Annotated in this window: 15 protein-coding genes; 5 read left to right on the forward strand and 10 right to left on the reverse strand. The window is 71.5% G+C overall.

Features of this window, described 5'->3' with window-relative positions; translation table 11 throughout:
• Nucleotides 1-91: 91 nt before the first annotated feature.
• From ACFV9T_RS15245 to ACFV9T_RS15260, 4 genes are all read right to left on the reverse strand, one after another.
• Nucleotides 92-2599, reverse strand: a complete 2508-nt coding sequence (locus tag ACFV9T_RS15245) for an ATP-binding protein (RefSeq protein WP_385440202.1) — start codon at nt 2597-2599, stop codon at nt 92-94.
• Nucleotides 2600-2735: 136 nt separating this feature from the next.
• Nucleotides 2736-3059, reverse strand: a complete 324-nt coding sequence (locus ACFV9T_RS15250; protein WP_385440204.1) for an STAS domain-containing protein — start codon at nt 3057-3059, stop codon at nt 2736-2738.
• Between the two features lie 161 nt (nt 3060-3220).
• Nucleotides 3221-4069 (reverse strand): 3-hydroxyacyl-CoA dehydrogenase family protein, encoded by an 849-nt coding sequence (locus tag ACFV9T_RS15255; RefSeq protein ID WP_385440206.1) that lies wholly within the window; start codon nt 4067-4069, stop codon nt 3221-3223.
• 80 nt (nt 4070-4149) lie between these two features.
• Complete coding sequence (locus ACFV9T_RS15260; protein WP_385440208.1) at nt 4150-4791, reverse strand: TetR/AcrR family transcriptional regulator; 642 nt, start codon at nt 4789-4791, stop codon at nt 4150-4152.
• Nucleotides 4792-4876: 85 nt separating this feature from the next.
• Between ACFV9T_RS15260 and ACFV9T_RS15265 the strand changes: the two genes are divergently transcribed.
• Genes ACFV9T_RS15265 through ACFV9T_RS15275 form a run of 3 tightly spaced genes read left to right on the forward strand, consistent with a single transcriptional unit; the run spans nt 4877 to nt 7043 of the window.
• Entirely contained in the window at nt 4877-5662 is a 786-nt protein-coding gene (locus tag ACFV9T_RS15265) for an ABC transporter ATP-binding protein (RefSeq protein WP_385440521.1), read from the forward strand.
• A 17-nt stretch (nt 5663-5679) separates the two neighbouring features.
• Nucleotides 5680-6435 (forward strand): ABC transporter permease, encoded by a 756-nt coding sequence (locus ACFV9T_RS15270; protein WP_385440210.1) that lies wholly within the window; start codon nt 5680-5682, stop codon nt 6433-6435.
• A 35-nt stretch (nt 6436-6470) separates the two neighbouring features.
• Nucleotides 6471-7043, forward strand: coding sequence for a cob(I)yrinic acid a,c-diamide adenosyltransferase (locus ACFV9T_RS15275; RefSeq protein ID WP_385440212.1), 573 nt, complete (start codon nt 6471-6473; stop codon nt 7041-7043).
• 754 nt (nt 7044-7797) lie between these two features.
• On the opposite strand, the gene ACFV9T_RS15280 is transcribed toward ACFV9T_RS15275, so the two are convergent.
• Nucleotides 7798-8349: a hypothetical protein gene (locus ACFV9T_RS15280; protein ID WP_385440214.1), complete on the reverse strand. Its 552-nt coding sequence runs from the start codon at nt 8347-8349 to the stop codon at nt 7798-7800.
• 154 nt (nt 8350-8503) lie between these two features.
• On the opposite strand from ACFV9T_RS15280, the gene ACFV9T_RS15285 reads away from it, so the two are divergent.
• Together ACFV9T_RS15285 and ACFV9T_RS15290 are read left to right on the forward strand one after the other, a co-directional pair.
• Nucleotides 8504-9712 (forward strand): sensor histidine kinase, encoded by a 1209-nt coding sequence (locus ACFV9T_RS15285; RefSeq protein ID WP_385440216.1) that lies wholly within the window; start codon nt 8504-8506, stop codon nt 9710-9712.
• A 37-nt stretch (nt 9713-9749) separates the two neighbouring features.
• The gene (locus tag ACFV9T_RS15290; protein ID WP_385440218.1) at nt 9750-10412 is read left to right on the forward strand and encodes a response regulator; all 663 of its coding nucleotides are present in this window, start codon (nt 9750-9752) and stop codon (nt 10410-10412) included.
• Nucleotides 10413-10428: 16 nt separating this feature from the next.
• On the opposite strand, the gene ACFV9T_RS15295 is transcribed toward ACFV9T_RS15290, so the two are convergent.
• The 5 genes from ACFV9T_RS15295 to atpA form a co-directional block, all read right to left on the reverse strand.
• Complete coding sequence (locus tag ACFV9T_RS15295; protein WP_385440220.1) at nt 10429-10878, reverse strand: DUF2550 domain-containing protein; 450 nt, start codon at nt 10876-10878, stop codon at nt 10429-10431.
• Between the two features lie 120 nt (nt 10879-10998).
• Nucleotides 10999-11376 (reverse strand): F0F1 ATP synthase subunit epsilon, encoded by a 378-nt coding sequence (locus ACFV9T_RS15300; RefSeq protein ID WP_385440221.1) that lies wholly within the window; start codon nt 11374-11376, stop codon nt 10999-11001.
• Nucleotides 11377-11488: 112 nt separating this feature from the next.
• Nucleotides 11489-12931: a F0F1 ATP synthase subunit beta gene (atpD, locus tag ACFV9T_RS15305; RefSeq protein ID WP_385440226.1), complete on the reverse strand. Its 1443-nt coding sequence runs from the start codon at nt 12929-12931 to the stop codon at nt 11489-11491.
• Nucleotides 12932-12936: 5 nt separating this feature from the next.
• Nucleotides 12937-13851, reverse strand: a complete 915-nt coding sequence (locus ACFV9T_RS15310) for a F0F1 ATP synthase subunit gamma (RefSeq protein ID WP_385440228.1) — start codon at nt 13849-13851, stop codon at nt 12937-12939.
• 2 nt (nt 13852-13853) lie between these two features.
• Complete coding sequence (gene atpA / locus ACFV9T_RS15315) at nt 13854-15425, reverse strand: F0F1 ATP synthase subunit alpha (protein WP_385440231.1); 1572 nt, start codon at nt 15423-15425, stop codon at nt 13854-13856.
• Nucleotides 15426-15450: the final 25 nt, after the last annotated feature.

Consider the following 15450-nt stretch of genomic DNA (forward strand, 5'->3'; position numbering starts at 1 on the left):
TTTGTGTATAAGCCACCGGCGTAACCCCGGTGGGGGTCGGGGGGCTTTGCCCCCGGTTTCGGGAAGGGGCGGGGTGGGGGAAGAAGCCCCGTTACGCGGAGGCGCTTGGCGATGTCGCCGGGCCGCCTGGCGACGGCGGGCCGCTGGCCGTGGTTGAGGTGGATGTCGCCGTGGTCGGCGGGGCCGTGGGCCTGGTTGGTGTGGGAGACGGGGGCGGGGTCGTAGGACCGCCCGTCGTGGGACCGCCCGTCGGGGCGTGCGTGGGCTCGTGCGTGGTCGGGGGCGTCGTCGGTGCCGACGGAGTCTGCGGCTGCGACGGGTCACCGGTTGTCGACGGGTCGGACGGCGTGGGCGACCCGCTCGGGGTCCCGCCGCTCGACGGCACCGAGGACGGCGACGACAGCGGCACATTGCTCAGCCCCGGCTGCGGCGCCTGGCTCGGGGCGTCCGACGGCTCGTCGGCCGTCAGGTCCTTGTCGTCGTCCTGCTTCGACGCCGACTCGCGCGGCTTGACCCGGTCGGACGAGGGCTTGTCGTTGTCGCCGCCGATGGCTCCGAGGGTCACTACGGTGCCCAGCACGGCCACCAGCAGCACCCCGGCCCCGGCGGCGGCCATGTTGCGGCGGGTGCCGGTCAGCGCCAGGTTCCGGAGACTGCCCAGGCGGCGCGGCTTGGTGGAAGTGGGGTTGGAGGCAGGGGCGGGGGCGGGTTGGGTCGGTAGCGCCGCCGTGGCCGCTACCGGGGGTATCTTCGTCGTCTCGCCCACCGGCGTGATGACCGCGGTCACCTGTTCCTCCGGCGAAGGCGAAGACGACGGCGAAGGCGCCGCCGCCGCCGGGGGCCGCGTCCGTACGACGCCCGGCCCGAACGCGTCCGGCATCGCCGCGCCCGTACGGTCGCTCACCAGCGCCAGCGCCCGCCGCCCCGCGACCGTTCCGCGCTTGTCCGCGAGCGCGCCGCGCAGCCCGATGGACGCCTCCAGCTCGGCGCGGGCCCGGTCGAGGTTGCCGGTGCACAGGGCGAGGACACCCAGCTCGTGGTGGAAGTACGCCTCGTCGGCGACCTGTCCGGCCAGCCGCGCCGACTCCTGCCCGTGCCGCACGGCCCGTTCCCAGGCACCCCAGTGCAGCGCCGCCGCGAAGGCGGGGGCGGCGGCGCGGGCCAGATCGACGGCGGCGTCGGCGTGCCCGGCCTCCCGGCCCGTGACCAGGGCGGCCATCGCGGCGAGTATCGCGTCCGCCTCGACGGCGACGCGCTCGGGCGCCACCGAGGGGTGTGCGGCCCACCAGGTGTAGTGCTGGGCCACGGTGTGCGCCCGCCCGGCGGACGCGGCCGCGTCGCCCGCGTACCCGTCCGCCGCGAGCTGGTCCGCGACCCCGGCCGCCAGCCGGTAGTGCGGGCCCACGGTGGTGACCAGGCCGTGGGCGAGCAGTTCGCCAAGCGCCGCGTCCGCGTGCGGATCGTCGGTGAGGGCGGGCAGATGGGCCTGGTGCGGGCATTCGCCGCCGAGCGCGACCGCGAACCGCAGGGCGTCGCGGGCCGCTTCGCCCAGCCCCGCGGCGAGCAGCGCGGCCGGAGCCGCGGCCTCGGGGATCGGGGGCAGGGGCGGCACCGCGTCACGCGGTTCGGCGTCACCCTCCGCAGCGGTGTCAGCGGACGCGTCGGCGGGCGCGTCGGCGGTGGCGTCACCGGCAGCCGCCTCGCGCTGGCGCAGCAGCGCACCCGCCTGTACGAACCGCAGCGGCAGCCCCTCCGACTCGAACCACAGGTCCGCCGCCCAGCTCGCCTCGTCCTCCGCCAACGGGCGCCGCAGGGCCCGCTCCAGCAGCTCCAGACCGGCGGTGCGGCTGAGCCCGGAGAGGAAGACCTCTTCGAGGTGCGAATCGGCGGACGGGGCCGCGACATCCGGCGTGGCGGAGATCAGGAAGGCGCATTCGGGGGTCGCGTCGAGGAACTCGTCCAGCGCGGCGCCGCCGAACTCGATGTCGTCGAGGACGACGACCGCGCCGATCTCCTGCACCACCTCCAGCAGTTCCGCCCGCTCGGGCCGGTACAGCGGGGCGCGGTAGACGGCCGCGTAGAGGTCGTACAGCAGGTCGGTGGGGGTGCGGTGGTAGCCGGAGAGCCGTACGACGCCGTCCGGCGCCAGGCGGTCGCAGTCCGCCGCGACGGCCTCCAGCAGCACGCTGCGCCCGGCGCCGGAGGGCCCGGTGACCCGTACGGAACGGCCTCGGGCCAGCAGCCGGGCCAGTCGCTCGCGCTCCTCGTCCCGCTCCAGCATCGGCAGGTCGGGCACCACCGTGCCGGACGGCCGGGGCGCGGCGGCGGCCCGGCGCAGCTCGGCGCGCTGGTCGGGGGTGTGCCGCTCGGGCCGGGCGGCCCTGGCGGACCGCTCGCCGGGCGGGCAGGGCTCTATCTCGCTGCCGTCGACCGGGTTGACGGTCAGCAGATGGTCGCCGGTGACGATGCGTACGGTACGGACGGGACCGGCGGGCACGTCCGCGTCCCGCGGCGGCTGCGGCTCGGCGGCGGCGTCCGCGGGACGCGGGCTCGGGTCGTCGTGGCCGTGCTCGTGCGGTGCGCGGTGGTGCTGCTCCATGGCCCAGTGCCCCCCAGATGCGTGGCGCGCCGATGTGTGCCGCCGTAGGGATGATGTCCGGCGAGTGCCGGACAAGACCTCGTCACAGTATCCACCGGCCCCGGAACGGCCCGCGCCACCCCGGGGATTCGGGGGTTCAGACGCGCGGCAGCGTCTCCGCTTCGAGCCCGCCCTCGATCGCCAGGATGCGGTGCAGTCGGGTGGCCACCAGCAGCCGCTGCATCTGCGGTGGCACCCCGCGCAGGACGAGCCGACGGCCCACCCGGCCCGCTCTCCGGTGCGCCCCCATGATCACGCCGAGCCCGGTGGCGTCCCAGGAGTCCAGCTCGGTCAGGTCGAGTACGAGATCTCCGCCGCCGGCGTCAACGGCGGTATGCAGGGCCGTACGGGCGTCCGCCGCGCTTCGGACGTCCAGTCGGCCCCCGACGACCAGCTCGGCGTGGTCGCCCCTGATGTACATAATGCGCTCCCCTGGATGGTGCGAGTCGTCGTGTCGTCAATGCGCCATTTCTCTCTACAGAACTGACTGCCCCACACCCGAGGAAGTTGCCGTCTGTAAGCGAACCGATACCGAATTCACCCGAGAGGGTGAGTTCCGGGCCTGGCGCCGCACCAGGGCCCTCAGTAGCGGTAAAAGCCCCCACCGCTCTTGCGGCCGATGTCACCCGCGTCGACCATCCGGCGCATGATCTCCGGTGGCGCGAACTTCTCGTCCTGGGACTCGGTGTAGATGTTGTCGGTGGCGTGCAGCAGGATGTCCACGCCGGTGAGGTCGGCCGTCGCGAGGGGTCCCATCGCGTGACCGAAGCCCAGCTTGCACGCGATGTCGATGTCCTCGGCCGTGGCGACCCCGGACTCGTAGAGCTTGGCGGCCTCGACCACGAGTGCCGAGATCAGGCGCGTGGTGACGAAGCCCGCGACATCGCGGTTGACGACAATACAGGTCTTGCCCACGCCCTCCGCGAACTCCCGTGCCGTGGCGAGCGTTTCGTCGCTCGTCTTGTAGCCGCGCACCAGTTCGCACAGCTGCATCATCGGGACGGGAGAGAAGAAGTGGGTGCCCACGACCCGCTCCGGGCGCTCCGTGGCGGCGGCGATCTTGGTGATCGGAATGGCGGAGGTGTTGGACGCGAGGACGGTGTCGTCCTTGACCAGGCCGTCGAGGGTGCGGAAGATCTCCCGCTTGACGTCGATCCGCTCGAAGACAGCCTCGACGACGATGTCCGCGTCGGCGGCGGCGTCGAGGTCGGTCGTGGTGGTGATGCGGGCCAGCGCCTGTTCGGCGTCCGCGGCGTCCAGCTTGCCCTTGGAGACGAACTTCTCGTAGGAGGCGCGGATTCCGTCCGTGCCGCGCCGCAACGCCTCATCGGTCACGTCGCGCAGCACGACGTCCCAGCCCGCCTGGGCGGAGACCTGCGCGATGCCGGACCCCATGAGTCCGGCTCCGATGACCGCGAGCTTCTTGGCCACGACACACCCCTTCGTCGACGTTCGGTGTGCGTGGACCTTAACGCCCGTTCACCCCTTGCGGCAGCCCCTAGTAAGGCGCGTCACGGTGTGTTCTTCACCGCATAGTTGAGCACCGTGTCGCTGAGAAGCGCCTCCATGACGTCGACCTTCCGGAGGGCGTCCTCGGCCACCTCGTCCACGTCGCCGCCCTCGGCCAGGCCGTGGATGATGCAGCGCTGAACGGCGTTCTGCAGCCCGACCAGTTGGTGGGCGATGAACTCGGGGGTCGGGTCCTCGGGCGCGGCGTCCGCCTCCTCGCGGAGGGTGACACCGAGCCGGTTGACCGCCTTTCCCTGGATGGTGAACAGCCTGGCCATCAGGGTGGGCGACTCCGTGAAGACCTGCCGGAAGCGGTCGTAGCCCGGGGTCAGCCCGACGTACGCGTGCCGCTCCCGGATGTCCTGGCGCAGCTGCTCCGCGATGGCCCGAGCCGCCGACCGGCCGGGCGCGCGCTCCCGTACGAGCCGGGAGGGGCGGTCGACGATCTCCTCCTCGCGGTCGACGAACAGGTCTTCCTTGGCCGGGAAGTAGTTGTAAACCGTGTTGACGGAGACCTCGGCCGCCTCGGCGATCTCCGCGATCGTCACCGTCTCGAAGCCGCGCTCCATGAACAGCCCGGTCGCGACATCCGAGATGTGCTGCCTGGTCTGCCGCTTCTTCCGCTCCCTGAGCCCTTCCGCCATGCCCTCATCCTAGCTTCGCTGGGTTGGCTGCATCTTTGGGGTCATTGCAAAATTTAGGTGACCCTGCTTTTCTATCGGCATGCCCATCCCAGTCATCACCACGAGCGGGCTCACCCGCACCTTCCGGACCAAGAGCGGCCCCGTGGAGGCCGTCCGCGGCATCGACCTGACGGTGGAAGCCGGGGAGATCCTGGGCTTCCTCGGCCCCAACGGCGCGGGCAAGACCACCACGCTCCGTATGCTCACCACGCTGCTCCCGCCCACCGGCGGCACCGCCACGGTCGCCGGTCACGACCTCGCCGCCGACCCGGCCGGGGTGCGCCGCCGCATCGGGTACGTCGCCCAGTCCGGCGGGGTCGACCCCACCGTCTCCGTACGGGAGGAACTGGTCACCCAGGGCCGCCTCTACCGGCTGTCCCAGCCCGAGGCCGTCGCCCGCGCCGGTGAACTGGCCCGTGAGCTGGAGCTGACCGACCTGCTGGACCGGCCGTGCGCCGCCCTCTCCGGCGGGCAGCGGCGCCGCCTGGACATCGCGCTCGGCCTCGTCCACCGGCCCGGCATCCTGTTCCTGGACGAGCCGACGACCGGGCTCGACCCGGCCGGGCGCGCCGACCTGTGGGACCTGATCCGGCGGCTGCGCGCCGAGCACGGCATGACCGTCTTCCTGACCACCCACTACCTCGACGAGGCGGACGCGCTCGCCGACCGGCTCATCGTCGTCGACCAGGGCCGGGTGGCCGCCGAGGGCACGGCGCAGCGGCTCAAGACGGAGTACGGCGGCTCGCCGGACGCCACGCTCCAGGACACCTTCATCGCCATCACCGGGCGCCGCGTCGCCGCACCGCGCGAAACCGCCCCGCTCACCGTCTGAAGCCGGAGGAAGTCCGTATGCCCCACGTCATCTCCGACACGGCCCTGATCTTCCGCCGTCACCTGCGCCAGACCCTGCGCTCCAAACCCGCCATGGTCTTCGGCCTCGTCCAGCCGCTGCTGTTCCTGGTCTTCTTCGGCCCGCTGCTCACCGGCATACCGCTGGGCGGCGAGGGCGACTCGTGGCAGACCATCGTCCCCGGCATCCTCATCCAGCTCGGCATGTTCAGCGCCTCGTTCGCCGGGATCGGCATCATCTTCGAGAAGAACATGGGCGTCATCGAGCGGATGCGGGTCACCCCGGTCAGCCGACTGGCCCTGCTCATGGGGCGGGTGCTCAAGGACGTCGTCCAGCTCCTGCTCCAGTCCGTGGTGGTCGTCCTCGTCGCCCTCGCCCTCGGGCTGCGCGCGCCGGTGCTCGGCATCGTGATCGGCTTCGGCTTCGTCGCCGTGCTCACCGTCTCGCTCGCCTCGCTCTCGTACGCGCTGGCCATGCGGGTGGAGTCGCCGCAGGGGTTCGGCCCCGTCATCAACTCCGTCACCATGCCCGCGATGCTGCTCTCCGGGATCCTGCTGCCGATGTCGCTCGGGCCGCGCTGGCTCGACATCACCTCGCACTTCGTGCCCTTCCGCTACCTCGTGGACGGCGTACGGGCCGCCTTCGCGGGCGACTACGGGGACGGGCGGATCGGGCTGGCCTGCCTGGTCGCCACCGGGCTCGCCGCCGTCGCCGTCACCCTGGGCACCCGCCTCTTCCAGCAGGCCGGGGCATAGGGGGATGGCCCCCGGCTGCGCGTAGGCTCGGCCCCATGGTCAATCTCACCCGCATCTACACGCGCACCGGGGACCAGGGCACCACCTCCCTGGGCGACATGAGCCGCACCGACAAGACCGACCTGCGGATCGCCGCGTACGCCGACGCGAACGAGGCGAACGCCGCGATCGGGGTGGCCATCGCGCTGGGCTCGCTGCCGGACGAGGTCGCCCGGGCCCTGGTCCGCGTCCAGAACGACCTGTTCGACGTGGGCGCGGACCTGTCCACCCCGGTGGTCGAGAACCCCGAGCATCCGCCGCTGCGGGTCGAGCAGAGCTACATCGACAAGCTGGAAGCGGACTGCGACCGCTTCCTGGCGGACCTGGAGAAGCTCCGCAGCTTCATCCTCCCCGGCGGCACCCCGGGCGCGGCCCTGCTGCACCAGGCGTGCACGGTCGTCCGGCGGGCGGAGCGGTCGACGTGGGCGGCGTTCGCCGAGCACGGCGACGCCATGAACCCACTCACCGCGACCTACCTCAACCGCCTCTCGGACCTCCTCTTCATCCTGGCCCGCACGGCCAACAAGGAGGCAGGCGACGTCCTGTGGGTCCCCGGCGAAAACCGCTGACGCGACCTGTTCCCCACCCCGCCCCTCCCCGAACCGGGGCAAGCCCCGGCCCCCGGGCGTCTGTGGGAGACCGGGGCGCGGCCACCGCAAGGCGCGCGTGGGGACGGGACTCCCCCGGTGAGAGCCGCTGCCGCGGGGGCTCGGGGCAGGCCCCGGACCCCGGACGCCCGCGAGGCAGCCACCACAGAGCGGGAACCGGTGGCGGCCCGGGACGTAGTCCCCACGAGAGTCGGGGCAGGGCCCGGCGCGGCCCAGCATGGCCCCGAGAGCGCACCCCAACCGGCGACCCAGCGGCGGCGCCCCCAACCGAAGCCCGGCGGCTCAACCCCAGCGGGCCCGGGGAACCCGGAGCCAGGGCGCAACCCCCAGGCCGGGCCAGGGGCACACACCCCGCCCGAGCCCCAGGGGCGGAGCCCGGGTGGGGGCCAGGCACGCAACCCCAACCGGCGCCAGGGGACGGAGCCCCAACCAGAGCCCGGGGCGCAACCCCAATCGGGACCCGAGGCGGAGCCCCAACCGGAGCCCGGGGGCGCAACCCCAACCGGGGCCCAGGGCGCAACCCCAACCGGGGCCCAGGGCGCAACCCCAACCGGGGCCCAGGGCGCAACCCCAACCGGGGCCCAGGGCGCAACCCCAACCGGGTCCGGGGCGGAGCCCCATCGGGGCCGGGGCTCAGCGCCCCCCCCTGCTGGGGGGCCGGGGGTGTCCCCCGGTTTCGGGGAGGGGCGGGGTGGGGGACTTCCGCCGGAGGCGGCTACCGCGCGTTCGACTCGGCGGGTTCCCGCTTCGGCCACACCGTGTAGGCCAGCGCGATGATCACGTTGATGCCCATGACGAACAGCATCCTGGACTGCCACTCGCGCAGCGAGCCCACGTCGCCGTCGTCGCCGACGTACCAGATCGCGCCCTGGAGCAGGGCCATCGCGATGACCGCCGCCAGGATCCAGCGGGCGGCGGTCTTCCATTCGTGGGCCGCGCGGGCCATGCCGTACTTCGGTGGCTTCACCGGCGGCGGGCCGTCGAAGAAGCGGTGGGCCACCCGGGCGTCGACCCACTTGATCGTCTGGTGGCCCAGGGCGACCGAGAAGCCGATGTAGGTCGCGGCGATGCCGTGCCTCATGTCCGGCTCCGCGCCGTTCTTGAGGTCGATGGCGGTCGCCACGAACAGCACCACCTCCAGCAGCGGTTCGCACAGCAGCACGGCCACGCTCGCACGCGGCATCTTCGCCACGTACCGCAGTGCGAGCCCCACGGCCAGCAGTACCCAGAAGCCGACCTCACAGGCGATGATCAGCGCGACAATCACGGTTCGCTCCCCTCGTTTTCTCCTTCCTCAGCCTTCCGCCCGATCCGGGGGCCCGCCTCGTCGCGGGCGATGAGACCGGGCTGCATCCTTCGATGTAGGGAGGCGGGACCGGGAGGGGAGGCCACGGGGCCGTGGCACGTGCTGTGATGGGGGCATGCCCCAACGCCCCCACCGCGACGACGTGCTGATAGGCCTCGCCGGAGTGTTCGGCGGGGTGTTGCTGTGGACGCTGGGGCTGCACAACAACCCGCCGTTCTTCGGTACACCCCAGTGGCTCGGCCTCGTCGCCCTGGCCGTCATCTCGGGCGCGGAGCTGCTGCGGCGTACGGCACCGGTCGCGGGGCTCGGCATCGGGACCGCCGCCGTGGCCGCGGACCTGTGCAGCGGCGGGCTCGCCGCGACGCTGCTGATGTACACGGACCTGATCTACGCGTGCGTCATGTACGGCACCCCCGCCACCGCCCGCCGCCTCCCCCGGCTGTGCGTGCTGGTCACGGCGGTGGCGACGGCCGTGCCGCTGGCGGTGGTCCGCGAGCCGTGGACGCTGCTGATCGGCATGCTCGTCGCGGTGTTCACCATCAGCCCGGCGTGGACCGGCGTACTGGTCCGCAACCACCGCGAAGAGGCCGCCGCCGCCCGCCTGGAGGCCGAACGCACCGCGCTGCTCGCCGAGCTGGACCGCCGGGAGGCGGTCACCGCCGAGCGCGCCCGGATGGCCCGCGAGCTGCACGACATGGTCGCCAACCACCTCTCCGCGATCGCCATCCACTCCACCGCGGCGCAGACCCTCAAGGACCCGGCCGCGACGGAGGAGGCCCTCGGCGTCATCCGGGACAACAGCGTGCGCGGACTGGCCGAGATGCGACGGCTCATCGGGCTGCTGCGCGACGCGCGCGAGGAGGACCACGCACCGTCCGCCGCGCCCACCCTCGGCGCCCTGGACTCCCTGCTGGAGCAGGCCAGAACCAGCAGCCCGCCGCCGCCCGGCGGCCAGGACTTCGTCCTGTACGACGAGCGCCCGGCGGGCTCCGCCCCGCTGCCCGCCCCGGTCGAACTCGCCGCGTACCGCATCGTCCAGGAGTCCCTGACCAACGCCCTCAAGCACGCCGGGCCGGGCAGGGTGGACGTCACGCTGGCCCACCCCGCGTGCGGTACGGACGGCGGCGCCCTGGAGGTCAGGGTGACCAGCCCGTACGGCGGCGACCGCCCCGCGCCACGGGTGCCCGGCTCCGGCACCGGGCTGATCGGGATGCGGGAACGGGTGACGCTGCTCGGCGGCACCCTCGACGCGGGCCCCGTCCCCGGACCCTCCGGCACCGTGTGGCGGGTCCGCGCCGCGCTGCCGCTGGGCGACGGGGCCTGACGGGGCCTGAGCCATCCACCATCCACAAGGAGCAGCGGTGAATCAGCTACAGCCCACGCCGGAGACGACCAGAGTGCTCGTCGCCGAGGACCAGGCCTCGGTGCGCTCCGGGCTCGTGCTCATCCTGCGGTCGGCGCCCGGCGTCGAGGTGGTCGGCGAGGCCACCGACGGTCAGCAGGCCGTGGAGCTGGCCCGGGAGCTGCGCCCCGACGTGGTGCTGATGGACATCCAGATGCCGCGCCTCGACGGGGTCTCCGCGACCCGGCAGGTGGTCGAGGAGGGGCTGGCCGACGTCCTCGTACTGACCACCTTCGACCTCGACGAGTACGTGTTCGGGGCGCTGCGCGCCGGGGCAGCCGGGTTCCTCCTCAAGGACAGCGACGCGGCACAGCTGGTCGAGGCGGTCCGTACGGTCGCACGCGGCGAGGGGCTGATCGCACCCGCGGTGACCCGGCGGCTGATCGCGGAGTTCGCCCGCTCGGGGAGCGCGACAGCCGACCCCTCGGTGCTCTCGGTGCTCACCCCGCGCGAGCGCGAGGTGCTGGGCGCGCTGGGCCAGGGGATGTCGAACGCGCGGATCGCGGAGCATCTGACCATGGCGGAGGCGACGGTGAAGACCCACGTCAGCCGGGTGCTCGCCAAGCTGGAGCTGCGCAGCCGGGTGCAGGCCGCCGTCCTGGCCCAGGAACTGGGCGTCTAAAACAGAAAAAGCCCGGCTACGCGACGTTGACGCGCTGGCCGGGCGGGGCGGCCTCCAGCCAGGCCAGGAAGCCCGTCAGGGCGTCCTCGCTCATGGCCAGCTCCAGCCGCGTACCGGTGTGCCGACAGGCGAGGATCACCGCGTCGGAGAGCAGGGCCAGCTCTTCCTCGCCCTTGGGCGTACGCCGCTCCAGCACCTCGATCGAGGCCCGCTCCAGGGTGCGCCGGGGGCGGAACGCGTACGAGAAGACCCGGAACCACTCGATCCGGTCACCGTTGTAGCGGGCGATGCCGTACACCCACCCCTTGCCGCTGGGCTCCGCCTCGGGTCCGGGCGCGCCCCAGCGCATGGAACAGTCGAAGGTGCCGCCGGACCGCTGGATCAGCCTCCGCCGCAGCCCGAAAACGAAGAGTCCCGCCACCACCAGCGCGACGACCACGCCGCTCACGAGCAGAGCGAGGACCATCTTCACCGACCTCCTCGCCTCATCCGGAAAAACCGCACCTGCATCGCCTCAGCCGCGGACCGCTGAAGAGGAGCTCCAGCGAGGTCCGCGGCTGAGGTTTCCGACCGTAACGTGACAGGCTCAGTGCACTCCCGCCACCGCACGCAGCCGGACGTCGGCGCGCCGCTCGGCGGCGGCGTCCGCCGCCGACTTCGCGCGCTCCAGCGCCCGCTCCGCGCGCTTGACATCGATTTCGTCGGACAGCTCCGCGACCTCGGCCAGCAGCGAGAGCTTGTCCTCCGCGAACGAGATGAACCCGCCGTGCACCGCGGCGACGACCGTCCCGCCGTCGCTCGTACGGATGGTCACCGGGCCGGACTCCAGCACACCGAGCAGCGGCTGGTGGCCGGGCATGACGCCGATGTCACCCGATGTGGTGCGCGCGATGACCAAGGTGGCCGTGCCGGACCAGACACTACGGTCCGCCGCGACCATCTCGACGTGCAGCTCAGCAGCCAACGTGGCTCCTCGGGTCTGAAACCTGCCGGGTACGACAGGGCTTTCGTCAAAGAATAACGGGCGTGCGGGGAGGGGCGGGACCGGGCCCACCCCTCCCCCATGAGCACCGGGCTCAGGAGACGCCCAGCTCCTTGGCCTTGGCCTTCAGGTCGTCCAGGCCACCGCACATGAAGAACGCCTGCTCCGGGAAGTGGTCGTACTCACCGTCGGCGATCGCGTTGAACGCGGCGATCGACTCGTCCAGCGGCACGTCCGATCCGTCGAGACCGGTGAACTGCTTCGCCGCGTGGGTGTTCTGCGACAGGAAGCGCTCGATGCGGCGGGCGCGGAAGACGGTGAGCTTGTCCTCCTCGCCCAGCTCGTCGATGCCCAGGATGTTGATGATGTCCTGGAGGTCCTTGTACTTCTGCAGGATCGACTTCACGCGCGAGGCGCAGTCGTAGTGGTCCTGCGAGATGTAGCGCGGGTCCAGGATCCGGGACGTCGAGTCCAGCGGGTCCACCGCCGGGTAGATGCCCTTCTCCGAGATCGGCCGGGAGAGCACCGTGGTCGCGTCGAGGTGCGCGAAGGTGGTCGCCGGGGCCGGGTCGGTGAGGTCGTCCGCGGGGACGTAGATCGCCTGCATCGAGGTGATCGAGTGACCACGGGTCGAGGTGATGCGCTCCTGGAGGATGCCCATCTCGTCGGCCAGGTTCGGCTGGTAGCCCACCGCGGAGGGCATGCGGCCGAGCAGGGTCGAGACCTCGGAACCGGCCTGGGTGAAGCGGAAGATGTTGTCGATGAAGAACAGCACGTCCTGCTTCTGCACATCGCGGAAGTACTCCGCCATGGTCAGACCGGCGAGGGCGACGCGCAGACGGGTGCCCGGGGGCTCGTCCATCTGGCCGAAGACCAGCGCGGTCTGCGGGAGCACGCCGGACTCGGCCATCTCCTCGATCAGGTCGTTGCCCTCACGGGTGCGCTCGCCGACACCGGCGAACACGGAAACGCCCTCGTGCAGCTTGGCCACACGCATGATCATTTCCTGGATGAGGACGGTCTTGCCGACACCCGCGCCGCCGAACAGACCGATCTTGCCGCCCTTGACGTACGGGGTCAGCAGGTCGACGACCTTCAGGCCGGTCTCGAACATCTCGGTCTTCGACTCGAGCTGGTCGAACGCCGGGGCCTTGCGGTGGATCGCCCAGCGCTCGGTGACCTCGGACTCGGCCTCGGGCTCGTTCAGGATCTGGCCCAGGGTGTTGAACACCCGGCCCTTGGTGACGTCGCCGACGGGCACGGTGATGCCGGTGCCGGTGTCGGTCACCGGGGCCTGGCGGACCAGGCCGTCGGTGGGCTGCATGGAGATGGCGCGGACCAGGCCCTCGCCCAGGTGCTGCGCGACCTCGAGGGTCAGGGTCTTCTTCGCCCCGTCCTCGGCCGGGTCGGCGATCTCGACGTGCAGCGCGTTGTAGATCTCCGGCATCGCGTCGACGGGGAACTCCACGTCGACGACCGGGCCGATGACCCGCGCGACGCGGCCCGTCGCCGTGGCCGTCTCAACAGTGGTGGTCATAGTTGTCAGTCACTCCCCGCAGAGGCGTCGGCCAGAGCGCTCGCGCCACCGACGATCTCGCTGATTTCCTGGGTGATGTCGGCCTGGCGGGCCGCGTTGGCAAGCCGCGTGAGCGACTTGATGAGCTCATCGGCGTTGTCGGTGGCCGACTTCATCGCCCGCCGGGTGGCCGCGTGCTTGGAGGCGGCGGCCTGCAGGAGGGCGTTGTAGATGCGTGCCTCGACATACCGCGGCAGCAGGGCGTCCAGGACGTCCTCGGCCGACGGCTCGAACTCGAAGAGCGGAAGGATCTCGCCCTTCTTCTGCTGCTCCTCCGCCTTCTCCTCAAGGCTGAGGGGCAGCAGCCGGTCCGCGACCGGGGTCTGCGTCAGCATCGAGACGAACTCAGTGGACACGATGTGCAGCTCGTCCACGCCGCCGTCGGCCGTCTCCTGGAGCACGGCCTCGATCAGCGGTCCGCCGATCTTCTTGGCGTCGGCGTAGGTCGGGTTGTCGGTGAAGCCCGTCCACGACTCCGTGACCTTGCGCTCACGGAAGGTGTAGTAGGCGACGCCCTTGCGGCCGACGATGTAGGTGTCGACCTCCTTGCCCTCGCCGGTGAGCCGCTCGGTGAGCTGCTCGGCCGCCTTGATGACGTTGGAGGAGTAGCCGCCCGCGAGACCACGGTCGCTCGTGATGAGCAGCACCGCGGCGCGCGTCGGGTTCTTGGACTCCGTGGTCAGCGCGTGCTGGGTGGTGGAGCCCTTGGCCACGGCGCCGACCGCGCGGGTCAGCTCGGTGGCGTACGGGGTCGACGCCGCCACCTGCCGCTGCGCCTTGACGACGCGCGAGGCGGCGATCATCTCCATCGCCTTGGTGATCTTCTTGGTCGCGGAGACGGACTTGATCCGCCTCTTGTAGACCTTGACCTGGGCACCCATACTCAGCCCTCGCCCAGCAGCTTGCCGTCCGAGGTCTCGAACTGCTTCTTGAAGCCGTCCACGGCCTCGCCGAGCGCCTGGATCGTGTCGCTGGACATCTTGCCGCCCTCGACGATGCTGGTCAGCAGGCCCTTGTGCTCACGGTGCAGGTAGTCCAGCAGCTCACGCTCGAAGCGGCGGACGTCCTCGACCGGGACATCGTCCATCTTGCCGTTGGTGCCGGCCCAGACGGAGACGATCTCGTCCTCGGTGGAGAACGGGGCGTACTGGCCCTGCTTCAGCAGCTCGACCATGCGCGCACCGCGCTCCAGCGACGCCTTCGAGGCCGCGTCCAGGTCGGAACCGAAGGCGGCGAACGCCTCCAGCTCGCGGTACTGGGCGAGGTCCACGCGGAGCCGGCCGGACACCTGGCGCATCGCCTTGTGCTGCGCGGAGCCACCGACTCGGGAGACCGAGATACCGACGTTCAGGGCCGGGCGCTGACCGGCGTTGAACAGGTCGGACTCCAGGAAGCACTGACCGTCGGTGATGGAGATGACGTTGGTCGGAATGAACGCCGACACGTCGTTCGCCTTGGTCTCGACGATCGGCAGACCGGTCATCGAACCGGAGCCCATCTCGTCGGAGAGCTTGGCGCAGCGCTCCAGCAGCCGGGAGTGCAGGTAGAAGACGTCACCCGGGTAGGCCTCACGGCCCGGCGGGCGGCGCAGCAGCAGCGACACGGCGCGGTACGCGTCGGCCTGCTTGGACAGGTCGTCGAAGACGATCAGGACGTGCTTGCCCTCGTACATCCAGTGCTGACCGATGGCCGAGCCGGTGTAGGGGGCCAGGTACTTGAAGCCCGCCGGGTCGGACGCCGGGGCGGCGACGATCGTCGTGTACTCCAGCGCACCGGCCTCTTCCAGCGCGCCGCGCACGGACGCGATGGTGGAGCCCTTCTGGCCGACGGCGACGTAGATGCAGCGGACCTGCTTCTTCGGGTCGCCGGAGCGCCAGTTGTCACGCTGGTTGATGATCGTGTCGACGCACAGCGCGGTCTTGCCGGTCTGCCGGTCGCCGATGACCAGCTGACGCTGGCCACGGCCGATCGGGGTCATGGCGTCGACGGCCTTGTAGCCGGTCTCCATCGGCTCGTGGACCGACTTGCGGTCCATGACCGTGGGGGCCTGCAGCTCGAGGGCGCGGCGGCCCTCGGTCTCGATCTCGCCGAGGCCGTCGATCGGGTTGCCCAGCGGGTCGACGACGCGGCCGAGGTAACCCTCGCCGACAGCTACCGAGAGAACCTCGCCGGTGCGGTGCACCTGCTGGCCCTCTTCGATGCCGCTGAACTCGCCGAGGACAACGGCACCGATCTCGCGCTCCTCAAGGTTGAGGGCGAGGCCGAGGGTTCCGTCCTCGAACTTCAGCAGTTCGTTCGCCATGGCCGAGGGAAGACCCTCGACCCTCGCGATGCCGTCGCCGGCAACGCTGACCGTACCGACCTCCTCGCGCGAGGCCGCGTCCGGCTTGTACGCCTGGACAAAGTTCTCCAGCGCGTCCCGGATCTCCTCCGGCCGGATCGTGAGCTCCGCCATCTGGGTTCCCTGCTCTCCTTGTTGG

Origin of the sequence: Streptomyces sp. NPDC059850 (assembly GCF_042731515.1) — a bacterium.
In the GTDB taxonomy this organism is placed as follows: domain Bacteria; phylum Actinomycetota; class Actinomycetes; order Streptomycetales; family Streptomycetaceae; genus Streptomyces.